Consider the following 23,747-nt stretch of genomic DNA (forward strand, 5'->3'; position numbering starts at 1 on the left):
AAAGGTATAGCTACAGATTATTAATAAAAAATATCAGTGACAAATGTCACCGATAGTCTCATTTAATGCTGCTTTATTGAGCTAATAAGACCCAAAACTTCGTTTTATGCGATTTACACGATCAGCATCAATTTTCGGTGAGGGTGTCAAATTAATGTCATTTTCTTGGGGCGGTTTGTTTTCAATTTGAGTCTGAGTAGGCTTATGGATAGGTGTTTCATCTTTAATATACGTATTAGTTTGTTCTTCTTTTTTGTTATTCTCATTGACATTTGTTGCTTTATTAATCGAATTTTTATCTTGATTAAGATTAACATTTTGAATAGTAAACAAGGCTAATTCAAGCAATAAAGCTGAACGAACGGAACGGCTTGTAGTAGGTATTGCCCACCCAAGCCATCCTGCATTTTTAGTCACTTTTGCAATATGTAAAATTACTTCTGGTGATAACTGAATATTATCAACGCTACCAGTTACAATAAAATTATGGAGTGATTCATTAAGGTTATGTATTTGGATTGGTTTTTGTTTGTTGGACATGAAATGCACCATATTGCGCCCATAAAAATGGGCGCATCATTATAATTATTATTTATATTTACGCATAGCTGACTTTGACCAGCCATTACCGGCATCAATAGCAACAAGAGTTTGGTTTGAATCTTGAATAAACTTTAATGCGCCATAAACTGCAGCCGTTGAGTTTTGAAGACCATCGTTTTCTACACATGGAAATACTTCACATAGTTCAGCGATACTTACGATCTCTTTTTGTTGATTAGAAAAGTAATTACAAACAGCATCAACTACATCTTTATCGTTCGCACCACCACCACTAATAACAACACCAGAAAAATGACGGAAATCATCACCGTATTCTTGTGTTAGCTCTGGCAAAATTGCATCAAAGTGATCTTTAATAACGCTTCGTTTTTCGTCACTAAAATCATATGGTGCGCTAGATAGACCACTATCGACAGCTACAGCTTCTTTCCAACCATTTAATACAGCACTTTTAGTGATATTCTCATGCTTTAATGAGTTAGCAACAGTACGGATTGCTGCGTCCATACCAGCTTTACGGAAAGATAAGCCTTGGTTGTCACCTTTGGTAATACAAGTTAATTGGGTATCGCCAAAACCACTTTGTAACAGCACAGCTTTTAAAACTTCGTTAGGTATACTTTTAGTTACCGCATCAATTTCAGTTACAAAGACTAGCTTCTCTATCTCAACATGACACTGTTTAATATCTAACATTCGAGTGTCATGAGTACGGAAGAAAATGTTGGAGAATAAAGCACGGGCACGTTCTAGCGTTTCAGGTGTCGCATTATTTTCAAATTCATCACCTGTAAATTCTGCAATAGTGTCGCTATTCACAACTAAGGCCAAGTTGATCTTGTGACTACCAGCACCAAGTTCAAGCACAAGGCGAGCAGCAATGGTGCGAACCCAATTCTCATTAGTAAAACGAGTACCAAACTCTCGTGATGCTTCACCTGCTGATAATGCAGCCTCACCAACGATAAATCCACGACGAGAATTGTTTTCACCCTCAACGATCATTACAGAATTTTCGTCTAGCATCTTACGAGCCCCAAGTAGGTTCGCTTTTACTAGTGATTGAGTCATACCTGATGTAGTAGAAAAGTTTTGCATTTTTGTAATTCCATTTTTTAAATTCAACTGCTTGGTAGAGCATTAACCAATCAGTTAAAAACGCAACAGCAAAATTGCTGCTACTTAGTGTTAGTAATATTATAGTAATATTTAACAAGGTCAATTAAAAAGAATAATCGTAAATCATGATTGCTTGTTTGTTGAGCTTGTTTACCTTAATGTAATGATATTAAAAGATTTAGTCATAACAAAAAAATCGCCTTGCTATAGGCGATTTTGGTAGTAACATTACTATAATTTTTAAATAATATTGCAGGTGCAATATTAAGGGATAATAGTAAAAAGGGATGGTTTGACATAATTTGAGTTGTCAGCCGCTTTTACTAAGGAATTTTTCTTGAAATAAACGCCTCGTAAAGTAATGTTTTCACCACCATGCTTACTTACCACCGCCTCACGGCAAGCATTTGATTTGTTATCAAGGTGAAGTAAACGAGCGTTCTTTAATTCCGTAATAACTCTCTCTACTCGTTCAAGCTTGATTTGATCACTATTACTTTCGTTATATGCTGAGATAGCACTCCATAGACAAACAAACCAACCATTCTTTGTGTTGTAGCAATAGTTAGATTGCGAAGTAAGTTTGTTATAACGAATGCTGCCACCAGCAATACCATTATCTAGCCAGTCAATTAGTTGCTCACGTTGTTTAATATAATCGGTGCGTTCTATAGTCTTTCGGTTGCGCGAGTTGGCATCTGCTAAAAACAATTTATCAATATCTATTTCTTGTTTGGAGTTGGTTACGATGTTGGCATCACTTCTAGCTGTATCAGCAAATATTGCATCAATAGCATCGGCACTATTATGCACTGCCATTGATAGTTCAGAAGTGTCTTCATCTAAGTCTTTATCTTTTAATTCTTTATTAGAAATAATATTCCCTGGTATTTTTTTCATTCGAGGCTTTTGAAATTTGACGTTATCAATATTAATTAATTCGTCAGTGGCAGCAGCGGTATCAACCTTTTTATCATCACCAAGTATTGAGGCAAAATCTAAGGCATTGTCATTAGTTGCTGGTTTAGGTTCAGCAGAGGCAGGATTAACAATCTTTGATTTGTTCTTGCCGTTTGCATTTTGCGGCTTTCTCTTGCCCATATCACCAAACATTGAATCAAGGGATGAAGCCATAGCCGAGTCAGTTGTATTTAATCCATCAACTGCAGGTTGCTTTTCCTTACTACTTCCGAGGGATGAAAAGGCGTTGCTCATTAGGTCTGAGGTTAAAGAGTTACAGCTATCACGGTTATCACTACCATTATTTTCAGAGTCAGTATTTTTAGTCTCATTTTTCGCATCACGTTTTGCGTTAAAACCGGCTTTAGAGGTGTTATCAACAAGAGTGATATTTCCCTCGACAAGACCAAGAGAGCCGTTTGGATCAATAGTATCAACGGCGACTTTTAGAAACGTCAAATCACCAGACCAGCTTTCATCATTTAATGTAATATTCATTGAATGAACAACATCATTGGTTTCTTCATGGCGTAGAGCAACACCACCATCACAGAGCAGAGAGAAGATTGTTACATCTTTATTAGGTATGCCAGTGCCGCCAGCATTTTTAACTAATGGTATTGCAGCCTCTACTGCGCGTTGAGATACAAAATAGATAAAATCATCTTTCAGCCACGCGCCAGCACCTTTACGATTAAGTGGTAGCGCACCAGATTCAATTAGTTGTCGGAACGCAATAACGAATCGTTCAGATAAGGTATGGCGAGTATTAGTGTTCTGTCCGTCTTTTGATGATTTACCTGACATTGATTTTTGGACTGAGTAAGAGTCGCAGTATTCAATAACTTTACCAATATCACCACCGAATTGATTACGGCCAGCAATAGTGTGCAACCATTCTTGCCATAAACGAGGTGTACGAGATCGAATCCAGTAGATCCCCTCAAATGGCACAATAGTTTGTACTAAGGTTGGTGCAGCACTTTCATGCGCTAACTTATTACGGACGCTGTTGTATCGCCACTTATATCGAGTTCCTTCTTTTAATTGAGATTCACCGAAAGGTAGCCAAGCACAAATTTGGTTTTTATCATTGAAATATACAACATCAAGATCTGTAACCACCTTACCGGCATCATGTAAAAGAGCAGCAGTAAAACATGCAAACATAAACACATCTAAAAACTCCTCCATTTCCGATTCAACACCTGTTTCGGTAAAAAGAAACTTTCGCGCATAAACCACTGCAGCGCGAGCTACGTCTAGTGAGTGTTCAATTAGACCTGTAGGGTAACTGTGGTGATGATATTCAGACGCAGGGAATGCTTGGACTAGAGCAGCATAGTTAGCAATAGTTTTACGGTAATACATATCAAAATGCATTTGGGACAAACGTGTATTGGAGTCAATAACACTAATTACATGCTGATGGATATTAAGTAACTGTTCTGGACTACAAGCGGTAAAGAACCCTTTGTCATCGGCACTTTTGGGATTTATAACCTTACTTATCTTACTTTTACTTACATCTACTCGTGCTACGTTATTTGAATTTTTCTTTTTAAATAATCCCATAATAAATAAACCTTTGATGCCACATAATCTGAGGTGATTATCACAGAGAGTATTAAGCAATGCTGGATTAGACTGTTTTCACCAAAGAATGATTGAGTCGCCTTTCAGTTTTGTGAATCACACAAATACAATTCAGTGTAGAAATTGTTAAAATTTGCCGTTAGCAATAATAAAAAACTATTACTGTACTGATTATTAATATTATAATCATAGGAATTACGATAAATTAAGTGTGTAAGTTATTGTTTTTCTATTGCGCACAATATTTATCACATATTAAGTAATATTAAATTCAAATTAATTTATCGCGAGGCCATGATTAATGAGCAGAGCTACGATTGTTACAATTGCAGCCACTAAGGGTGGTGTTGGTAAAAGTACAACAGCAATCAATTTGGCTGTAGAGCTAACGCAGCGCGGTAACAAAGTGCTGTTACTTGACGCTGATGAACAAGCAACTATTGATAGATTCCTGACTCACCGCACCAACTCTCAAAATGAGTTAGGTTTAAGTGATGAAGCTGATTTTGAATATGTAATTCAGCGTTCAAATATACCTAAATTTTTACGTCAGGTAATTACTCGTTATGACTGGATTATCATTGACACAAGCGGTAAGCAGTCAGAAGAATTTGTTATTGCAGGTGCGTTTTCTGACATTATCTTATCCCCAACCACTGCGTGTTTAGCTGATAGTGGTGAAATAGAAAAGCTCTTAGGTCTATTGAGGCAAATAAACACAATGAGAGAGGTGCAAGGCGTTGATGATGTGCCTTGCCACATATTTGTTAACAAGGTTGATACCCGTTCTTTTAGCACAGTGTACATGCCTGAACGTAAAGAAATGGAAGCCCTGTTCAGTACAGACGAGTTTTCGTGTATCAAGTTAATGAAAAGCTACATCACAGCCTATGGTGCATATCAGAAAATGTACCGTACAGGTATTGCAGTTGTTGAGACAAAAGAAAAAGCAAAAGCTCAATTTCAGGTATTCGTAAATGAGATCCTTGAAATCAAAGCACAACTGGATAATGAAGACTAATATTTATATTGATTTTGTTGTTTACAAATTCAAACCTGACTTAGAGTAATAAGGTTATGGCTAAAAATTCAATGTTCGATGCCGATGCGAACGACCAAACAGATGAATTACTTAAAAGAGCAGCTAAGAAAGCTGTTGAGAATAATGTAAAGCAAGTACAAGAAACTGGTGGCTTACGTAAACGTACAACATATTCTGACGATGAAATCAGAGATCCATTATCACTTGTAGGGCACGAAGCGTTGTCATATACAGGAATGGATTACATGCAAAAGAATGGCAAGGTCACAAACCTAATCATGAGCCCTTTTGCAAAAGTAACGGCTATGTCACGCGCAAAACTAAGTGATGTGACTGCAACTTTTTCTCAGCAAACGAGTCGTGAATTTGATCAGTATATGTCTATCCTTGGATTTACATTTCTTGTTGAACATTTTGGAGCAGAACGAGCTCTTGAGCGTTTCACGCGCACGGAAGTAGAGCGCATCCTAAGTGCGACTAACGATATTCAAAATCAAATGACTAGGGCACAAATGGCTATCCAAGAAGTGTTGCTATCCAATGCTGGTCAATTAAATGAAAATGACGCTCGCGTTAAACGCAATGATGATGAAAAGGATAAGAAATGAATAAGAATAAAACCAACCACCAACATCAAACTAGTTCACAGTTAAATTCAGAAGCAACACAAGCTCCACAACAAAACACTACTACGCCAGAACCAGTGGTTTCACGCGCTGTAGCAAAAGAACTTGAACGTGAGGATTTTTTAAAGAAGATTCGTAAATCACGCACATTGAAAGCATTATTACGGGATAGCCAAAAGTCTGAATTACAAGATTACTTAGCTATTTTTACCGGAGTAGTTAATGAACGAATTACAGAATTACAAGCAGTAGAAGATCAGCAAGTAGCTGAACGTAAAGCTGCAGAAGATACGATTAAAGAACTACGGGAGAAAGGAATTAACCTGGATCTCATCAAGGATTTACTATCAAAGTAATTTTGTTTAATACAAAAATGAAGCCCATCATTGTGGGCTTTTATTTTATCACTTGTTACGTTTTAAGAACTCACTCATTGGCAATGTAGCAGCATTTATTTCACGCGCATATCTAGCAACCATAGCTGGTGTTTTCAATCTTGCGTTTAGTTGTATCGCAATATTACTATGCCCATCTGCGACCAACTCTTGAATACCGCCTACACGACCTGAGTGGCCAGTCAAATAAACATCTAACCCTAAGAGTTCTGATGCCCGTTTAGTGATCTTATTGATAAGGTCAGGGGCAGGTTTTGTGGATCTGACTTTCCCATACTTCGTAAGACCACGCAGCAAATAACCAGTAGTAATACCAGATAAATTAAGCCAGCGTTCAATGATGCGTCTTGTGCGCTCTGAAAAAGGCACGTATGTAGCATCTGAACCGTCTTGGTCAGTTTTGCTTCGAGATATATAGAGCAGGGGCGTTTCACTTTCTAGGTTTATATGTTGAATTTCTATTGATACCAACTCAGCTCTACGCATTAGGCATTCCAGCATTAAAGATAAGGCAACAAGATCACGAATATCAGCAAGTGAATCAGATTCACTAAGCATATCGTATATAGTATCTAGTTGTTCAAATGTCATGCCTCTTGCCTGTCCCTGACCACCACCTTTATCTTTTCTATGTTTTATGAATACGGACTTAACCAGTTCATCTTGCATTGGGTTAATGATGTTTAATGCCTGATAAAACTTTGATACCGAGTTGCACCATCTTGCCATTGTTGCTGGTTTACATTCGGCTCTACGTTGTTCTGATAGGCTAATGAACTCACGGCAAGAAATATTAAAAGGATTGAGCTGGTGTTTATGGCAAAGGTCGATGTAAATGGTCAAATCATAGTTGAGTGATTTGATTGTATTCTCAGCATATTTGTTATTGATGATCTCAAGCCAGCGCACTAATGCAAGCTTCACATCATGGAGAGAAACATCATTACCGATTGTAGAAGTAGCGACAATATCGGTATTGCGGAACTCAGAACTCATACGGTCAACTTCAACGACAAGCGTTGAAAAAGGCGTACTAGGATCTCTAAACTTATCATATGTTGAAGCTAATTCACGCTGATTACGTATTTCTGTCACGGTTAGATTGTCGCTTAACCCCTGGCTGTTAGTGTATATAATAGGAGAGTTATTAGGTTTTTCCATGTGATACTCATTAGGTTGATTGGTTTGTAGCTATATTCAATATACAAGGATGAATCGGTATTGAATAGAAAAAAGCTTGATTCTTATAAGCATAAAGAACCAAGCTTTTTGTTAAGAACCGACAATAGTCAATCTAATATCAGTGTTCTTTGGTGTGATATAAATTAGACTGTCTATTGAGTAAAGAAATAGCTCGATCTTTGCTGATGTTTTACGCTTGGGTTTTATACCAAGTAATAAGCTTTTGGTTCGTCTTGGTAAATCTAATGATGTTTCTCGAATATTGCGCTTGTAGCTATATTGAGAAAGTTCTTCTTTACTGAGAGCATCATAAACAGATGTACCTCTAGATAAGATTGCTATTGGATTACTTATTTTTAGCTCACCATTGATATTTACAATCACATCATAATCATAAATGTTACCTAACTTGGCATCTATAAGTCGCAGATTGTTTTTAACAACATTATTTAGCTTTTGATTTGCCATTACAAAATCATTAATAAATTGGACAATCATGTTACGTAGATCACAAGCTCCTTTCTCTATACAAGAAGTATATGCTGAATCCTCGGAAGCGAAATAAGTTATTAACGCCGCATCCCAAATATTTATAAAAGCATTAAGGTTAAATTCAAAAAAAATATCCAAGTTATCAATTTCAACTATAAGAAATGATTTTTTCAACACCTGTTCTTTTTTTAGATATAACCCTAAAGGTTTTAGTTCCAACTCCATGTTTTTTAAAATCATATCAGGGAGTTTATACCCAAAATCTAAAGTTAAAAAATATTTGAGAGGGATTATCGAGCTAACTGGTTGAGCACCGTTATCACTCAATGACGTTCTCCGTTACGTTAAAGCAACATAAGTGAAATTATGTTGCGTGCTGATTTTCTTTTGAAATCAGTTATTTATTATGATTTATATATTTCATCACTAACATTCAGTATATGTATACTACAATGCATTTTAATGCATACAGTTATATTTGACAATTCAAGTTATAAATAAAACAATATTCATAAACTTTGAGGCATTGAGATTTTATTTTTAAATTTATTTAAATAAAAAGTAAGTGGTGTTGAATATATAAATTAAAGTTATGATCATATAATTACTTTTCACAATACATAATGTTATTTTTTTCTAAAAAAAGAGAATGATAAATTTTTACTACGATGAAATAATTAATGATTACTATATGAAGATTATTAAAACATTAAATTTACGAGGTAATAAAATAAACAAAACCATATTCAATAAGTTTTTATAATATAATATATAAGTTTAAATTTTAAGTGAATCATGGGTTACACTGTAACGCGGACAAAAAGAAAGACATGCAAAAGGTAAGTGTGCCTTAATGTTTATCTTTGAACTATAACAAGGAATAAGATATGGGAACGGATAAAATCTATATGTACTACCAACTGAATTGATTTTGATATAAACAAAATCTATATACGCCAACCATGATTAATTTCCTCACCTCAATACCGATACAACAAAGAGCCATTGGCGAATTATATTGGAGCACTCGTGGCTATTTTACGCCTATTGTCGGTCTTTAATATCCTATTTGTGTACTATATAAAGCCATTGTTGTACTTATGGTTAACGCCAACACAGAAAGCCAAAAACAACGCTAAAATCCACTTGTAACTAAAAAGACCATTCACGAACTATACAAATCGGCCATTTCGCCCGATTTCTTAACACAACATAATTTCACTTATGTTGTTTTAAAGGTGGTATCAGCCAGATACCACTAAAGGGCTATTGTTGAACTATAGATTATTAACCATATTGTGGCTTGCTACTAAAACCAACCTCGATGCTTACTTGATCTAAAATGATTATTCGTGCGTTCTTCTATAAATAGCCATTAACGATTATTTTAAACCCATTGTGTATCTATGTTGGAGCATTGTTCTTTTATAATTATCTATTGTAGATTAACACCAGTGACTCAAGCTGTTATAATTAGTTGAGCTATTTTCCCAATCCAACTATGGGTAATTGGCAGTAGCAATAAGCGGTGGTCAATTACAATGCGTGACACCGTAACAGTTTTATTTTAGGTTAACTTTATTGCTGATTACCTTAAACAAGGAATTAAAATGCCCCAAAATAACGACCAAAACCCTACTATTGAGTCAGAAGATCACTTGGTTTTACGTAAAGTAACCGGACGAAAGCGTAAATTTGATGATCCAGAACTGAAAAAGCACTTTGTGAATTACTTTTCAAGCCGCCTAACTAGTGATCGTCTAGCTAAATTCAATGAAGCTACAATAGATTTTGCAAACTGCAATTTCAATTCAATATCGTATGAGTTGCTATCAAATACTGAATATAAATCGTGGAATAAGTGCTGGTCGTCATATAAGGCGCGTAATTTTGGCGATAAAAAATATTTACATTATTTTTCAAAAAATACACATGATATTATTAAACAATTATCAGAAATGCCTCAATTTAAAGGCGATTCAATAGATAAAATAATAGTTAAACTTGGTATGCAAGAAATACATAAATCAGTTGATTAATAATTACCGTCTAATACAACTGATATTTATAGCCACTTATAACCATATTTTAATTATAAGTGGCGTATATAGTTTATTAGTCCATTAAATGGCGACTCAAAAATAATGTGTTTATATATTCAAAACAATCATTATATTTAACATATGAATCACAATCCTTTTTATATCTAATGTAAAAGCCCACTTCCTGTCGGCTAATAAATAAATGATAATATTGCGGCACACTGTCACAAAAAGCACATTAGTAGTTATTATCTGTTAGGTATGATTACACATCTTATTTAATACAAGGTTAGAGTTACACACTAATGAAATATCAACAGTTAGAAAATCTTGAATGCGGCTGGAAATGGCAATATCTAAACAAAAAATTCCTTGTTGGCGAAAATGCTTCACGCTGGATTGATACCAGTGAGATTCAACAAGCTAAAGACGAGTTAACTGCCATTAGTGCAGAGCCAACAAAGATCATCAACTGGATTGAAAAGCATATTTCAGACAATGCTAATAACAAGTTAAAGCAAAGTATTCGTGCAAAACGAAAACGCTATTTCGATTCAGAGCAGAAACATACCAAGAAGAAGTCGATTGATATTGAGTATGAAGTATGGGAAAAACTATCTACTTTTTCTAAAGAGATCGGTGGAACACTATCTGAGTCCATTGAATATTTGTTGTCTGAGCTGGATATAAACAACAGTTAACCATCTAATTGTATTAAAAACGTCAGGCGAAAAAAAACCGCCAAAGCCATTACAGCCTAGCGGTCTTTTCCTTGATTATGTACTAATAATAATCAATATGCTCTGTTCTAGTTACAGGGAAATGTTTAAAACCCTATAACTACGTTCATTATATGTCATGTGATTCTGTAATCAACACTATTAACTAACTTATATTTTGGTTTAAAAAATAAGATCAAGTCAGCCTTATGCAGATCGCAGTTAAAAAAACCATATCCCCCAGAGAGGATATGGATTACTTATCTGTTATAAGAAATAAGTTATTATAATTTAATTAGATACGTAGTGAACAATAAATGGTGATGTTTAAGCATCAATAATAGGTTTTGTCGTAAATTTAGTTAAGCATGAAGATGGATTATCAATATAGCGATTAGCTACGATCCAAAACGTGTCCACATAGCTATGTATCATTATGTATGCAAGCCTATCAGCTTGTGGCAATACAAGGTTAACCTTTTCACAGATAACGCCATAGATGTAACGTACAAACTGTTCTGGTGAATCACCTAACAGCGTAAATATGGCACACCAACGTTTAGTAGCTTTAGTCCAATTAATTGTCAGGTACTTTTCAGCAAGTGTTCTTAGTGAGATCCCCTGCTTTCTAACTTCTAGTCCTACCATTCCAATGGCTTTAATCATGTAATGCATACAACTAACATATTCCGCTCGTTTATTCGTTGAAGTAACTAGTGGATTACACCAGTCATTTGCACGAATAAATGAGAGCCAGTAAGTACGGGCAAGAATAAACAGTTGTTTATCATCTTTCGTCTCAATGTCATGCTCAAGCAGCGTTGTGTTAGCAGTAATAAAATCTCTGATCGTAAACAGATTACTATCATTTTTGCTTATTGTTGAACGCAAGGTGCTGATTAAAAGACGCAGTTCCTTACATTCATTGATTAAGCGATAAGTAATATTACTAACGCGCTTAGTTGGGTTGTTATTGTTGATTACATTTTTACTTAATAAAGAAGCAGTTAAACTTTGCATTAGATAATTCCTAGATAAGAAAAAGCCCCGTCATTTCTGACGAGGCTTAGTTGGATAGTAAGTTTTAGCGTTACTTTGATACTTAGTCGATCACCTTAATATGTTGAATGGGCACAGTACCTAAATCGGTACGGACTTCCTCAAACTTTTCAGGGTGTGCCAGCTTATATTCATAATTCTCATAGCGGTGCGCCCTAAAGAACGTCACAATTTGCAATGTGTTATCAGTATCGCTACGTCCGATCACTAACATGGCATTGTTGTCATGGTTATGCCATTGCTCGTTAGTATCTTTAGTTGCTGGTACTTTAACCGTCCATTTCGATTGCTTAATCAACTTGGTCATAAATGCCAGTGGGTTTCGGCCACCATCATTTAATTCATCTTGTGACATACGCTGTAAGAACTGATAAAAAGCATGGGGCTTTAAGATCAAAGATTGTGCGCCTTTGCGGATTTTACCGAAAATGTCAAAGTTGATTTGCCCGTATTCCATTGGTTCAGGAGCAATAGGCAATGCTCGTAGTTCAAAGTCAGACAATTTAATGATGCCGCACATACGTACTTTGTACATGCTCATAGTAATACGTTCAAGCAGCTTTGCCGCAACATGATCCCCCTCTTTAGCAAACTCTTTTAGAGAGTCAAGATTGTGGAATGCATCGACTAACAACTTGTTTTCAGTATAAACACGGACACGTTTATTAGGTTGGCATTGCATCTGAACAAGATTTAACGCCATAAAACCTGCATCCACGTAGTTAAGCTCACGGCCACGGCTTTCGCTCATGTTGATGCTTAATACAAAACTACCGAATTGTGCATTAACCATACGCTCTGATTCATTCGTTTCGATATAAAGAATATCGTTTTCATAGCGTGAGTCAGTAGTAGTATTTGTTGATTGATTGGTCATAGTTGGATCTTTCCGAAGATTGGGGCTCATATCCTCTGTTCTATGATGTTTAATATCATTGAATAAAGTAATGAGTGAAAAACATTGAACACCATCGCGCTCAATAGGTTTCGTTGGAATTAGAAAATTGAGTCCAGCGTATGCCGGTTCATTTGATTCGACTGTAACAATCTCACAGTCATGCTTGAATTTATCAATACGCTCCTGTCGCTCACTTGGAGATTGGAACTTGATAGTTAATTTTGATGTTTGCAAAACCGCAGCTAATTCATAGAATGCGTTATCACGTTTGGTTTTACGAGTGAAACTTTCTAATGTTCTGCGACCAATTGAAAGATAACCAATATCGGTATTAATGCAGAGAATATCTGAAATTTCATCTGATACAAATTCGTCATATCGCTCAACATCGTTATATTCTAAAACAAATGGTGATACGTGATTAAAACGCGCACCAAAGAACATAGTTGTTACTGGCGTTGCCACACTGAGCAGCACTTTAGAAAAATCAGTAGAGTCACGATCAGAGCTCAAACCACGTAATGAAGTAACCGTATCATCGCAAGATGCCATGATATGTACTTTATTGTTGTTGACCTCTTTAGTTATGAGCAAACGTAAACCTTTATCTGAACAAAGGATTGCATTTAGGGCTTTTAACTCAGCATATGATAAGACTTCATTTGGGTTTTTGAATGATATGTTTGTGATTTTAACTATACCAGCCATATTAGCCGGTCTAAGTTGTTTTCTGGCAATATCATCAGGTAGACGAACGTTCCAGTGAACCTCACAAGAGTTATATGTATGTGTTTGGGGATTTGCGGATATAGAGATAGTGATCATTATTAATTCCTAATAGGTTTTAAAAATGATTATAGCATTATCAAGTATCAGATCTTGCTAAGTTATCTATTCTCCTTTTGCCCTGGCACTATTTGATATGATTTGATTAAAAAGAAAACAGCAGCATGAATCATCGCACTATAAAGTACGGGGATTCATGGCTGTAATAAACAAAATTAAAGTAGTGAACGCCAGTTACGTGCTTCCATAGGAAAACCAAGAACACCTTTGGTATTGAATTGGTCTGCCCAATCAACGCCAGATTCGCCATTAGGGATTTCCATATCAGGTTCAAACGCAAACACCTTAACACCATAAGGCTTTAAGCGTTCGCGCAATGTATCTGCACAGATCTCACCAGTTTTTGAAACGTCCTTATCTTGGAAAATAAACACATACTCAGTTCCTTGTGCTGGCAACCAGTTGGCTAACATCGTTGCATTAATACAACAGTTAACAGGCATACCGGTAGCCACTGATGCAGCAAGTGTTGTTTCTAAACCCTCACCTAAACCAAGAACTTTTGTTCCAGCGTCAGCAAGTTGAATAGAACCGCCACTAATGTCAGTTAGCGGAATATGTGGAGTCATTTTCTTTGGATCTACTTGAGTAATATCTTCTAGCGCATAACCTTGTTTAGTAATCTCATTCGGCACTTTAGAAAGGTCTAACTTATTACCATCCCAATCTAAGTAGGTACGGTGAATACGTGTAGGACGACCATTTGGAGTGCGAATTTGAGCAAGTAACGCAGGGTATTTACCAGCTAATACAAATTTTGTTTCTTTCGGATTGGTTGGATTAGTCCAAAGTACAAAAAACTCAAGTGCAGGGTGTAAACGCACTTCATCATTAAGAGTACCGATATTACCAAGACCGCGCTTTACGAAATACTTACGAGCAGGTTCAGCGTATGGATGATCTAACGATACAGAGCTATTCCACATTTGAACCAAACGTTTGATACCACGTTCATTGTCAATCTTGTCTTTCTTAGCTTGTTCAGCCTTTCGAGCTTCACGTTTTGCTTCATACTCAGCTTGACGTTTTGCAGCCTCAGCTTTTGCAGCATCATCATTACCATTACCATTGCCATAAACATTACCGTCTAAATCGCAGTAATAACCAGCGAAGTAACCGATTTTCTTTACAGCATCACGGTATGAACATTTGTCAGCTTCCATTACTAACGAAAAGCCATTAGAAATTGTGCCGCATGAGTGACAAACACAAGTGCCAAATTCCGCACCATTTTTCAAGAAACGAAAGTTTTCACCAGATTTACCGCCATGAATAGGACAAGCTGATTTTTTAGAGCTAGCTTTGCCAACACCACAGGTATTAACAGCACTTTCAATGCTATACATTTGGCCAAGCACCTCAGCAAAATTGCCTTGGTTAGCTAGCATGATACGGATTTCCTCGGTTTCACGTTTTACACGATCAAGACCAGATTCTTTATAAGAGTTAGAGTATTTATTAGAGTTGGACATAGTTGTTACCTTAGATAGTTGGGAGGTTGGATTGGGTTGTTGGTAGAACGGACATTACAAGCTGATTTCAGTCCGAGCAGCTTATGGAAAATACTCATACGTTTGATGTGCTTGATTTTGTAAACAGCAATATCAACAAAGGTATAAGAACTTGCAGAATTAGGTTGGATTAGTTGGAAAGGTGTTGCAGGTGGATGGTAATGAGTGATTACGCCCTGTTGGGCGCAATCATCATTATTTTGTTAAGAAAAAAGAATTTGCTCAGAAAGTTTAAAAATCTCTGATGCAAGTTGATCTATTTTCTTTATGCTTACCGCATATTGCTCACCGAATAGTGGCTTAACTAACGTATTTGCATCACCAATACCAATACCGAAAACTTCAACACCTTGACTGGTGCGAATACGGTTAATTAGCTCAGTACAGCGTGGACGTTCGTCAGGCTCACCGTCAGTAATAACGATAATGATTTTTCGTGCTTCTTTACGTTGACTGATTGAGCGTAAACCCGACCACAAGCCCGTTAACAACGGAGTGTAACCACCGCCATAAGCAAGATGCTCACTTAAACGATCAGCACATTGATTTGCTGATTCATTAAAGTCTTTCACCTTGTAAACGATGTTACTACTTGATTCAGTACCAAACGTTTCAACACTAGTAGATACGAAATTAATAGGTTCAAGTGCTTTGATTAATGCAAGAGTTGCACTAGCCGCCACTTGGCCTTTCTCGTTTTTCATTGAACCACTATCATCTAGCAATATAGTAATCGCAGTATTTGTTAGTTTACGTGTTAGCTCTTGGCGGAATACTTTGTAATCACCTTGTGCCATACGTGTACCAGCATTACCGATCATACGTTTACCTGCTGATTTACGTGATACTACTTTTCGTTGTTTTGCAGCAATTAAGCCCTGTAAACGTTGACGAACAAATACAGATTGCGTGTCTGCAATTCGATGAAGTGTTTTTGCACCTAATGAATTGCCTTTAAGGGAACGATACGTGATTGCACTATTAACTTTAGAGTCCGTTGTATAATCACTTGCTTTAACTTTACCACTAGCTTGATCATCTTCACTTTGCTTTCCTAACTTTTCAGCAAGCGCATCGCCAGCGTCAGAATTAGGTAGTTCAGCATTACCGCTAATAATATCGTTTAGTGCATCAATAGCATCATCAACCTGCTCTTGTGTAAGAGATTTCTGATTGGCTGTTGAATCGTCAGACTTATAACCCTGATCACCCATATTGGTTGAATCAGAAGAATTATTGTTATCTGCATTTTTATCTTGGCTATTATCATCACCTTGATCGTCTTGGCTATTATCATCGCCCTGGCTATCACCAGATTGTGAATCATCACCTTGATCATTGTTCTGAGAATTGTCACCGCCAGATTGTGAATCATCGCTTTGACTATCATCGCTATTGCTATCATCATCTTGGCTATCGCCAGAGTCAGAATCACCTTGCGCTGTATCATCTTCGCTATCGTCACCGCCCTGTTGGTCTTGCTGTTGTTGTTGCTGCTGATCTTGGATTACGTCTTTTAGTTTTTCTAAAATGTCGTAAACGCGATCAGTTAAGTCCATGCAATCTTGACTACTAGCAAGCTGTTTAACACCATTTAAAACACTTTTAAGCTCTAAAACTGCGTCATTACCTAACTGCTCCACCAGCAATACTTCATTTTCATCAAGTAAGGCTTTGTAGCAAGTGTAGTTATTGGCAGCAAAGAAGCTGTAGGTGTAAATGAAGTTAAGAATTGGAGAACTCAAAGGCAAATTTGACGCATCTGGATTCTTCTTTTCGTCTTCGTCTTGTAACCAAGTACGCATTTCACTTAAACGTTTGTATGCACCAGCATATTCTTTCGATAATTCACGCTCGATGTATGTATCTTCAAAAATATTACTAATACGTTTTTTAAGTGAAATTTCAGACTTACTCTTTTGAGTGTTGATTAGATCTTTAAGTACAGCAAAGTTAGTGTAATTAATATGGCCACATTCATGCAATGCGTAAGCATATGCGGCTGCACGGGCTTCTGCATTGTCTACATCGAATAATGGGATATTGATTTGCCACTTACTACCTACAGGAGCGCAGTACGCACCAGAGCCGCTAAATGTAACATCAACGTTCAGGTCATTAGAGATTGCACCAATGTATAACGGTAAGCTGTTTAGAATAGATTGAGACATTAGGTTGTTCCTTATTGGGGTGTTGGATAGTTGGTAAAGAAAAAGGGCTAAGTAAAAACTTAACCCTCAATATTAGAAATCGTCTAAAATCGAAAATGCATCATGGCTATCATCGTTATTAGTATCGGTTTCTTCCACTTCTTGAATTTCCTTTGATGGTGTTTCTTCAACGGATATTTCTTCAATTTGTGGTATGTAAGTATTAGATGTTGTTTCAGTTTCAGCAGATAGGGATGGTTGTTGGATTACATTCAATGGCGCATTTGGTAGCAAACTTCCTTGCGAATCATCTTTAGGTTTAACGTTACTCATACCGAAGATTAATTGCGGTTTAGCCAGCATTGAAATTGCCTGTACGTAATCATCACAAAATTCATTAGATAAGCTCTCTTTTAAATCGTCCGGTACTTTTTCAAGTATCGCTTCAATAAAATCAACAAGCGGTAATGCCTTATCTGAAAGCATGGCATTAACCAGTAACTTATCTTGAACATCACGTAAAACGATCAAGTCTCTACGATTTATCGCAAAGTGCCCTTTCTCATGTTTACGTTTAATAAGCTGTTCTTGTTTATCAGTGAAACGTTCCGCGACTTCATCAATAAGTGTCTTTTCTAGCCCACTTACCATGTCTTGTGCTGTTCTAATTTCAAACTGTATCTGGCTGTCGATATAATCAACCGAGAACGCATTGTCCTTGATGATTTGACCGAAGCCCTTACGCTTTGCTTCTGCTTCACTAGCCCAACGTAAAAGGTGAATTTGGTAACGGCTGATGATCTCAGCTTTTGTTTCATACCATTCTTCTTGAACCTTTTTAAGTTGGCTCATTACCTCAGCATGTTTTACGTTAGGGATAATAAAACCATCACCAAAACGCACACCGTACTTAGATAGTGCCGCTACTGCAGTATTAGATAGGTTGCGAAATTTCTTGAGCAATTCAGGTTTAATCATAGACACGTTACCCAAGTGGGCTAACTCTTTGTCTAATTCATAATCCAACTCAAGATATTCACTTTTTAGGACGCGCTTGCCATGCCATTGAGAGATCTCAAGATAAACAGGGGTTACGTCTTTAGGTAAAGTAATTATTGAAGACATTAGATAATTTCCAGATTGGTGCTTAATAGTATTTTACATTGATTTTGTAGTTTGCAAAAACTATTAAGTGATGGTTGGGATTTAGATAAAAAAAACGCACCGTGAAGATGCGTATTTGATGGTTTTATTATTAACTTAGAAGTCAGAACCGAAATGCTCAATGCAAACTTCAATAGCTGCATTTTGCTCGTGCTCTGATAAATCATAAGCGTAAGCTTTTAAGAACGCTGAACGTGTACCACTCATACCATTAGTAGATGTACCTTTTAGTGTTAGCTCAAGCCAACGCTTAGTTGCACGAATACTTGGTGGAGTCATGCCGCCTGACATTGATACTGCCGCTTTGCGTAAAGCATTAGCGACTTTCACGATCATAACGATTAAAGCCTTATATTGTTTCTCACGTACTGAACTGTAATGTGGATTACTTTTGTCAAAATATTTACCAAGAATGCCGTTAAGGTACTCAACTTCAATTTCTTGCGGTAAGTAATCTACATACGTTTTCATAAAACGGTCTTTGAAAGCAGCGTTTAATTGGCCAGTACCGATGTAACGAGGATCTTCACCTGTACCGTTCGTATTAGAAGTTACGATAAGACGAAAGTTTTTATGAGGATTTAACCAAGACTCTGTTTGAGGTACATAAACAGGCTTACCGCCTAGCAACTCATTCAACTTGATTAATTCTGATGGAGACATAGCATCAACTTCATTCAGTATACAGATACCGCCATTTTGCATAGCAAGGTATAAGCCACCGTGAACAAACTTCATCTTGCCACCAGCACAAGGAATGTTATAGCCGAATAGGTCTAAAAATTCAGTGCGCTCAGAACAGGTTTCTGAATAACATTGCATTCCTAAACGTGCAGCAATTTGTTCAGCTACAGAAGTTTTACCAGTACCGTGGCCACCAATCATCCAAAAACCGTAATCAACATCTGTTAGGATGAAATTAGTAATATCTTGGAGAAGTTCAGCACGGAAGTAGTAATCTTCAATAACGGTAGGAATACCAACAGGTTTAATTTTCCAATCGTTAACAGTAAGAACAAGTTGCTCGTTTGGCTTTTTGTCGATGTTTTTGAATAACTCAATTGCTTTAACTTGCACTTTGGTCGGCTTAATAGAAGTAGGCTTGTAAGCCACTGAATCATTGCGTTCCTTTAGTGCTTGTTTCGCTTGCTCAGATACTAAGTTAGTAGCAAAGTTTTTAGCGAAAGTTTCAGCGAAAGAAGTCATTTGCTCAAGAGTGAAAGTGTTAGACATTTAGATGTTTCCTTATGGGGATATTGGATTGTTTTTTAAGCGTTAAAATTAATTGTGCTACACACAATGTTATCAGGTTTTGAACGTACAATAGCGTTAAGTTTTTCGGTTAAATAACTTTCAGTTAAATCTTCGCCGCGCTTCTTATCGACACTTACTTTAATTGATGAACTAGAATTAGCTCTATATTCATCAACGTCAACAGTAATGCCGTGAAGTAATTCTAAATCTTCAAGTAAGGTCTTGTAATCTACATTACCTTTACGAGTTGAAACAGAAACTTTAACACCAGCTAAAATGCCACTTTTAAAGTCACCAAAACAGCCGATAATTTGTTCTTGAATAGCGGATTGCTCTTTAGCATATTTCTTTGCTAAAGCCTCATATTTCTTACGTTCACGTAGTGTTACGACCAACTCATAAGTCAATTCTTCCCATTTATCAAAACGGGCATCATTAACAAACTCAGGTAATAACGCATCACGTTGTGGATCAAGTGCTGGTGGCTTACCAGATACAACACAGTTCCAGAACGACAATACTTCTTTGCGTAACCATTCCTGATAATCAGGGTTAGCCGGTATACGAAAAGCCATAGTGTTATTGCTGGCACGTTCAGTGCAGTAAAAGAATAAGACCGAATCAGAACACAACTCGTCAGTACAGAGCATTTGATACTGTACTTGCGTGTAATACATGCGGTAAGAAGACGAGAATCGCTTTTTATCTAACACCTCTTGGAACTTAGATTCACAAGGGCATTTGATTTCAAGAATTGTATTGGATTGTTGAGAGTAACCATCTAACGATGAATGAAGCGGCTCATAAAGAGGATGCTCAATACATAACGGTTCAAAATGGTCTTTCGAGGCAGTTTCAAAAACTCGTCTAGCGACAGGTTCATAACGCTTGCCACGTTGTACGTGTGGGTTTTTAGATAGGTCGGGACGTTCAATAAGTCCTACAAGTTCACACCATAATTGAAATTTCGTTTTATCGGGATTGCAGCCAATGATAGTTAATACATCACTAGCACCAATACCAGATTCACGCCATTTCAACCACGGATCAGTGTCTTGAATTAGATCAATGATTTTCATGGTTACACCAGGGGATTTAGATAATTCGGGATTTGCAGAGAGCAAATAATTAAATAGGGATAAATTTGATTGCTGAACCTTTCACAGCGTGTCGGCTTTAATAAGAGTAATAAGGATAATGGCAGAGAGAATAATCGTCAACATAAAGAGCTGTTAATTTTGTAATTTGCAATTCTATCTGCTCAAGTTTCAGAACCTAAATCCTATAACACTAGGTATGTTTAATATTTGAAAAGTGTCCTCTGCCACAAGCTCGATGTTATTCAGATCTATAAAGTCCATAGCAGCCCTATCTCTTTCAGCAAGCGCGTCATAATTCGCACCAAGAAACGGTTTTTTTCTTGGACTCATAACAGTCCCATTAACCTGACCATCACTAAGCAGAACAACCCCCTCAACTAAAAACTCATTCCGTATAGTATTTGTATATAAATTATTTGGTGATAATTCGTTTATGGAAAGTATGTGGAAGTAATTTGTCAGCTTTAAATCTTGAAATCTTGATGGTGAAAGAGATAAACCAAAATTAGACAGTCGATTTTCAACCATGTTACGAATAGCCGTTAATGTAGACTCTTGAAACATTGATTGGCTATTTTTTATGACAGATACATTCTGAGGCTTGATATATTTGGGTGCTACTTTGATGCGCTCATAATCGGACGAGATTAACTGATCTAAATGTTCTTCTACGCTGCGCTTATATGCACTATTCAAAAAAGCATCAGTCAATTCCCCCATAATACTAATAGAGGCTTGGTGGACGTATGTTGCCTGTTCAACAATATCAGGATTAGTGTTTTCAATATCATGAACATAAGCAATAGCTCCATACTCCCCATTATTTAAAACCTGTGTTCTTGTTTGAACAGAATATGGTGATTTGTATGAGTGGCCAGTAGCTAACATGCGCTGCTGCATTGCTAGAAGTCGTATCATTGATTTAACTTGCTTGGGTACGCCTAAAGCGCGAGTCCGAGAATAGAATACGGTCGGTATTAATGGTGATCGCGTGTTAAATAACAGATCGCCATTGCTAGAACTAGTCAGAGGAAGCACAAGAAATGCTTTGGCGTAGTTCTTTGGGTCTTGGGATAAACTGATTTTACAAACCGCGATATTAGAATAAAAATCTTTTAAATCAAAATGTCGCATGTGTTTACCTAGTTAATTGATAGCCAGTAACGGCAAACAAATCCAGCTTGTTAACTATTGGCAATTCAAAGCCACCAGCACCGATATTAATCGTGTTGTTTGCAAAATCAATAAACCATTGTCCATTCTCTGATATTAATACGTCACCTACTTTGCAGTAGCTAACAGAGCTACATTGCACAACACCATCAATAATAATTACTTCTTTGCCACTAGAGGCCGCAACATTATAAGAATCAAGTACAACATCGTGATCATTATATAAATAGTTAACACTAGTAATATCATTGCCACAGCCAAACGCATCAAAAGAAGCATTGAGAATAAGTGATTTATGATAGCCACTTACCTGTTCAGTCAGTGAGACTAAGCCCCGTTCATAACTACATTTTTCTGGTAGCTGAATATCAAAAAAATCTAATTCATACGCAAATTCTAATGCGTTACCATCGCTACCGTAAACGATCATATCTACTGGTACATTCCACTCATTTCGGAAAGTAGCATTATAATGTTTAAGTTTAAGTCTATCTATTTCAGTAGTTTCATTGCGGCAATCACGATCAAACAACTCTAATCTTTTGTTATTGCTTACATCACGTAAATCCAAAATAGTGTCGAACGGTACAGTTGGTGCAACACAAGTAAATATTGAATCCATATGAGTTTCAGTCAGTAAACCATATACGCCAGATATGTTAGACAAATCCGGTGCTACTTGCGCTTGCAAGACAGTAAGTTCACTAATCAACCGTTTGATTTTATCTGGTAATTCACCTGTAGCCGCATCACAGACAGTGATAATGGATGCAAACAACCCTTTGGTTTCCGAATGAATTAAACGTCCATTGTGAGGCTGTATGGGCGTTATGATATAAGCGCGTTTATTGATGCTTAAAACCCCATTAGGACAGTAAGGATAAACACTAACGGCAATGATAGAGCGTGAATTTATTATGTTATTGATCATTATTTGAATGATATTCCAGTGACCTGCAATGAATTAATAAGAAATAGTGACAGATCTGATTCTTGAATAGATACATAAAACGCTTTTTGGAAGTCTTCAATATCCTGTTTGCTGATAAATCTATAGCCTAAAGGATAAACCTCTAAAAACTCACTGTTATCCATGCCCTTATGAATGTCAACTAACTGCCCATCAACAAAAAAATAGTCAGAATATTCATTAAAATCATCTGCTATGAACTCACACTCTTGCACCTTAAAGCCGCTAGCAATAAATATTACTTCACCGTTCATGGCACGGTCTTTGTTATTTATTAACTTAGTATCAGCCAACTCAATGGCAATTGATTTTGACTGCTTCCTAAACAACTCAACTAACTTACGGTAATCGCCGTGAGTTACAGTGTCACTCTTTGTTGTCGGTGCAATTTGTTGATCTCTACCTTTTATCTGCGAAATATTTAAGGTTATTTTGGGCGATAAGCCAAGATTTTCTGTATCAGGAGCTATATCAGTAATTACCCCTTTCAGATCTGCATATTCATCTTCCAAAGCAGGAAGTTTTTTATCATCAATGATGTATTCAATAGGCAAAGAGGTATTCATGATTGGAAGTTGTGAAAACCAGCGTCCACATATTTTGCCCATAGCTAAACTGTTCACATTGCGATAATCATCAAGCATCCAACATTGGCTGTACGCTACAGCATTAATGACGGCTTGTAATTCATCAAACTTATTACTGACTTTTTTCTCTACGAGTATTGCTGTAGGTTGTGCCAACTCACGGTTAATTACCCAATATCCTCTATTTCTAAAGTATGGAGTCACTATATATAGCAAGCCCTCGCGTGTAACAAACTCAGTGACATTGATTATGGATCTTGCACCACATAAAGTATTTGATATTGCCATACACGCCTCA

20 protein-coding genes are annotated in these 23,747 nt (G+C 36.7%); 5 read left to right on the forward strand and 15 right to left on the reverse strand.

Going from position 1 to position 23,747, the window contains the following annotated elements; translation table 11 throughout:
- Positions 1–81: 81 nt before the first annotated feature.
- The 3 genes from CIK00_RS15300 to mobH all read right to left on the reverse strand — a co-directional run bounded on the left by CIK00_RS15300 (position 82) and on the right by mobH (position 4,218).
- Complete coding sequence (locus CIK00_RS15300) at positions 82–540, reverse strand: hypothetical protein (RefSeq protein ID WP_065208024.1); 459 nt, start codon at positions 538–540, stop codon at positions 82–84.
- 48 nt (positions 541–588) lie between these two features.
- A complete protein-coding gene (locus CIK00_RS15305) occupies positions 589–1,662 on the reverse strand; it encodes a hypothetical protein (RefSeq protein ID WP_065208023.1) in 1,074 nt (357 codons plus the stop codon).
- Between the two features lie 285 nt (positions 1,663–1,947).
- A complete protein-coding gene (gene mobH, locus CIK00_RS15310; protein WP_065208022.1) occupies positions 1,948–4,218 on the reverse strand; it encodes a MobH family relaxase in 2,271 nt (756 codons plus the stop codon).
- 322 nt (positions 4,219–4,540) lie between these two features.
- Here mobH and CIK00_RS15315 point away from each other — a divergent pair, with 322 nt between their 5' ends.
- Genes CIK00_RS15315 through CIK00_RS15325 form a run of 3 tightly spaced genes read left to right on the forward strand, consistent with a single transcriptional unit; the run spans position 4,541 to position 6,263 of the window.
- A complete protein-coding gene (locus CIK00_RS15315; protein WP_065208021.1) occupies positions 4,541–5,260 on the forward strand; it encodes a ParA family protein in 720 nt (239 codons plus the stop codon).
- A 56-nt stretch (positions 5,261–5,316) separates the two neighbouring features.
- On the forward strand, positions 5,317–5,889 hold the full coding sequence (locus CIK00_RS15320) for a hypothetical protein (protein ID WP_065208020.1): 573 nt from the start codon (positions 5,317–5,319) through the stop codon (positions 5,887–5,889).
- Entirely contained in the window at positions 5,886–6,263 is a 378-nt protein-coding gene (locus CIK00_RS15325; RefSeq protein WP_065208019.1) for an H-NS family histone-like protein, read from the forward strand. The genes CIK00_RS15320 and CIK00_RS15325 overlap by 4 nt, the downstream gene beginning before the upstream one ends.
- A gap of 48 nt (positions 6,264–6,311) precedes the next feature.
- Here CIK00_RS15325 and CIK00_RS15330 read toward each other — a convergent pair whose 3' ends face one another.
- Together CIK00_RS15330 and CIK00_RS15335 are read right to left on the reverse strand one after the other, a co-directional pair.
- Positions 6,312–7,397 carry a tyrosine-type recombinase/integrase gene (locus CIK00_RS15330; protein ID WP_167388569.1) on the reverse strand — a complete coding sequence of 362 codons (1,086 nt, stop codon included), beginning with the start codon at positions 7,395–7,397 and terminating at the stop codon, positions 6,312–6,314.
- 177 nt (positions 7,398–7,574) lie between these two features.
- Positions 7,575–8,303: a hypothetical protein gene (locus CIK00_RS15335; RefSeq protein WP_065208017.1), complete on the reverse strand. Its 729-nt coding sequence runs from the start codon at positions 8,301–8,303 to the stop codon at positions 7,575–7,577.
- A gap of 1,283 nt (positions 8,304–9,586) precedes the next feature.
- Between CIK00_RS15335 and CIK00_RS15340 the strand changes: the two genes are divergently transcribed.
- Together CIK00_RS15340 and CIK00_RS15345 are read left to right on the forward strand one after the other, a co-directional pair.
- Entirely contained in the window at positions 9,587–10,015 is a 429-nt protein-coding gene (locus CIK00_RS15340) for a hypothetical protein (RefSeq protein WP_101769595.1), read from the forward strand.
- 308 nt (positions 10,016–10,323) lie between these two features.
- On the forward strand, positions 10,324–10,719 hold the full coding sequence (locus tag CIK00_RS15345; RefSeq protein ID WP_065208015.1) for a hypothetical protein: 396 nt from the start codon (positions 10,324–10,326) through the stop codon (positions 10,717–10,719).
- A 345-nt stretch (positions 10,720–11,064) separates the two neighbouring features.
- Here the strand turns inward: CIK00_RS15345 and CIK00_RS15350 are convergent, their stop codons facing one another.
- The 10 genes from CIK00_RS15350 to CIK00_RS15395 all read right to left on the reverse strand — a co-directional run bounded on the left by CIK00_RS15350 (position 11,065) and on the right by CIK00_RS15395 (position 23,737).
- Positions 11,065–11,757 carry a DNA sulfur modification protein DndB gene (locus CIK00_RS15350; RefSeq protein WP_065208014.1) on the reverse strand — a complete coding sequence of 231 codons (693 nt, stop codon included), beginning with the start codon at positions 11,755–11,757 and terminating at the stop codon, positions 11,065–11,067.
- 82 nt (positions 11,758–11,839) lie between these two features.
- Entirely contained in the window at positions 11,840–13,519 is a 1,680-nt protein-coding gene (locus CIK00_RS15355) for a hypothetical protein (protein ID WP_065208013.1), read from the reverse strand.
- Positions 13,520–13,695: 176 nt separating this feature from the next.
- A complete protein-coding gene (locus CIK00_RS15360) occupies positions 13,696–15,012 on the reverse strand; it encodes a DUF7146 domain-containing protein (RefSeq protein ID WP_065208012.1) in 1,317 nt (438 codons plus the stop codon).
- 242 nt (positions 15,013–15,254) lie between these two features.
- Entirely contained in the window at positions 15,255–17,222 is a 1,968-nt protein-coding gene (locus CIK00_RS15365) for a vWA domain-containing protein (protein WP_101769596.1), read from the reverse strand.
- A 72-nt stretch (positions 17,223–17,294) separates the two neighbouring features.
- Complete coding sequence (locus CIK00_RS15370; RefSeq protein ID WP_065208009.1) at positions 17,295–18,326, reverse strand: DUF3150 domain-containing protein; 1,032 nt, start codon at positions 18,324–18,326, stop codon at positions 17,295–17,297.
- 135 nt (positions 18,327–18,461) lie between these two features.
- Positions 18,462–19,598: an AAA family ATPase gene (locus tag CIK00_RS15375; protein WP_065208008.1), complete on the reverse strand. Its 1,137-nt coding sequence runs from the start codon at positions 19,596–19,598 to the stop codon at positions 18,462–18,464.
- Positions 19,599–19,633: 35 nt separating this feature from the next.
- Positions 19,634–20,698 carry a YqaJ viral recombinase family nuclease gene (locus tag CIK00_RS15380; protein ID WP_065208007.1) on the reverse strand — a complete coding sequence of 355 codons (1,065 nt, stop codon included), beginning with the start codon at positions 20,696–20,698 and terminating at the stop codon, positions 19,634–19,636.
- Positions 20,699–20,887: 189 nt separating this feature from the next.
- Positions 20,888–21,853, reverse strand: coding sequence for a hypothetical protein (locus CIK00_RS15385; RefSeq protein WP_065208006.1), 966 nt, complete (start codon positions 21,851–21,853; stop codon positions 20,888–20,890).
- Positions 21,854–21,857: 4 nt separating this feature from the next.
- Complete coding sequence (locus tag CIK00_RS15390; protein ID WP_065208005.1) at positions 21,858–22,823, reverse strand: hypothetical protein; 966 nt, start codon at positions 22,821–22,823, stop codon at positions 21,858–21,860.
- Positions 22,823–23,737, reverse strand: coding sequence for a hypothetical protein (locus CIK00_RS15395; RefSeq protein WP_065208004.1), 915 nt, complete (start codon positions 23,735–23,737; stop codon positions 22,823–22,825). The genes CIK00_RS15390 and CIK00_RS15395 overlap by 1 nt, the downstream gene beginning before the upstream one ends.
- Positions 23,738–23,747: the final 10 nt, after the last annotated feature.

The sequence above is a fragment of the Photobacterium carnosum genome, assembly GCF_002849605.1.
Lineage (GTDB): Bacteria > Pseudomonadota > Gammaproteobacteria > Enterobacterales > Vibrionaceae > Photobacterium > Photobacterium carnosum.

Bases quoted from the DNA above. Each gene is read 5' to 3' on its own strand.
- CIK00_RS15300 (WP_065208024.1), bottom strand. From the start codon at position 540: ATGTCCAACAAACAAAAACCAATCCAAATACATAACCTTAATGAATCA.
- CIK00_RS15305 (WP_065208023.1), bottom strand. From the start codon at position 1,662: ATGCAAAACTTTTCTACTACATCAGGTATGACTCAATCACTAGTAAAA.
- mobH (WP_065208022.1), bottom strand. From the start codon at position 4,218: ATGGGATTATTTAAAAAGAAAAATTCAAATAACGTAGCACGAGTAGAT.
- CIK00_RS15315 (WP_065208021.1), top strand. From the start codon at position 4,541: ATGAGCAGAGCTACGATTGTTACAATTGCAGCCACTAAGGGTGGTGTT.
- CIK00_RS15320 (WP_065208020.1), top strand. From the start codon at position 5,317: ATGGCTAAAAATTCAATGTTCGATGCCGATGCGAACGACCAAACAGAT.
- CIK00_RS15325 (WP_065208019.1), top strand. From the start codon at position 5,886: ATGAATAAGAATAAAACCAACCACCAACATCAAACTAGTTCACAGTTA.
- CIK00_RS15340 (WP_101769595.1), top strand. From the start codon at position 9,587: ATGCCCCAAAATAACGACCAAAACCCTACTATTGAGTCAGAAGATCAC.
- CIK00_RS15345 (WP_065208015.1), top strand. From the start codon at position 10,324: ATGAAATATCAACAGTTAGAAAATCTTGAATGCGGCTGGAAATGGCAA.
- CIK00_RS15350 (WP_065208014.1), bottom strand. From the start codon at position 11,757: ATGCAAAGTTTAACTGCTTCTTTATTAAGTAAAAATGTAATCAACAAT.
- CIK00_RS15355 (WP_065208013.1), bottom strand. From the start codon at position 13,519: ATGATCACTATCTCTATATCCGCAAATCCCCAAACACATACATATAAC.
- CIK00_RS15360 (WP_065208012.1), bottom strand. From the start codon at position 15,012: ATGTCCAACTCTAATAAATACTCTAACTCTTATAAAGAATCTGGTCTT.
- CIK00_RS15365 (WP_101769596.1), bottom strand. From the start codon at position 17,222: ATGTCTCAATCTATTCTAAACAGCTTACCGTTATACATTGGTGCAATC.
- CIK00_RS15370 (WP_065208009.1), bottom strand. From the start codon at position 18,326: ATGTCTTCAATAATTACTTTACCTAAAGACGTAACCCCTGTTTATCTT.
- CIK00_RS15375 (WP_065208008.1), bottom strand. From the start codon at position 19,598: ATGTCTAACACTTTCACTCTTGAGCAAATGACTTCTTTCGCTGAAACT.
- CIK00_RS15380 (WP_065208007.1), bottom strand. From the start codon at position 20,698: ATGAAAATCATTGATCTAATTCAAGACACTGATCCGTGGTTGAAATGG.
- CIK00_RS15385 (WP_065208006.1), bottom strand. From the start codon at position 21,853: ATGCGACATTTTGATTTAAAAGATTTTTATTCTAATATCGCGGTTTGT.
- CIK00_RS15390 (WP_065208005.1), bottom strand. From the start codon at position 22,823: ATGATCAATAACATAATAAATTCACGCTCTATCATTGCCGTTAGTGTT.
- CIK00_RS15395 (WP_065208004.1), bottom strand. From the start codon at position 23,737: ATGGCAATATCAAATACTTTATGTGGTGCAAGATCCATAATCAATGTC.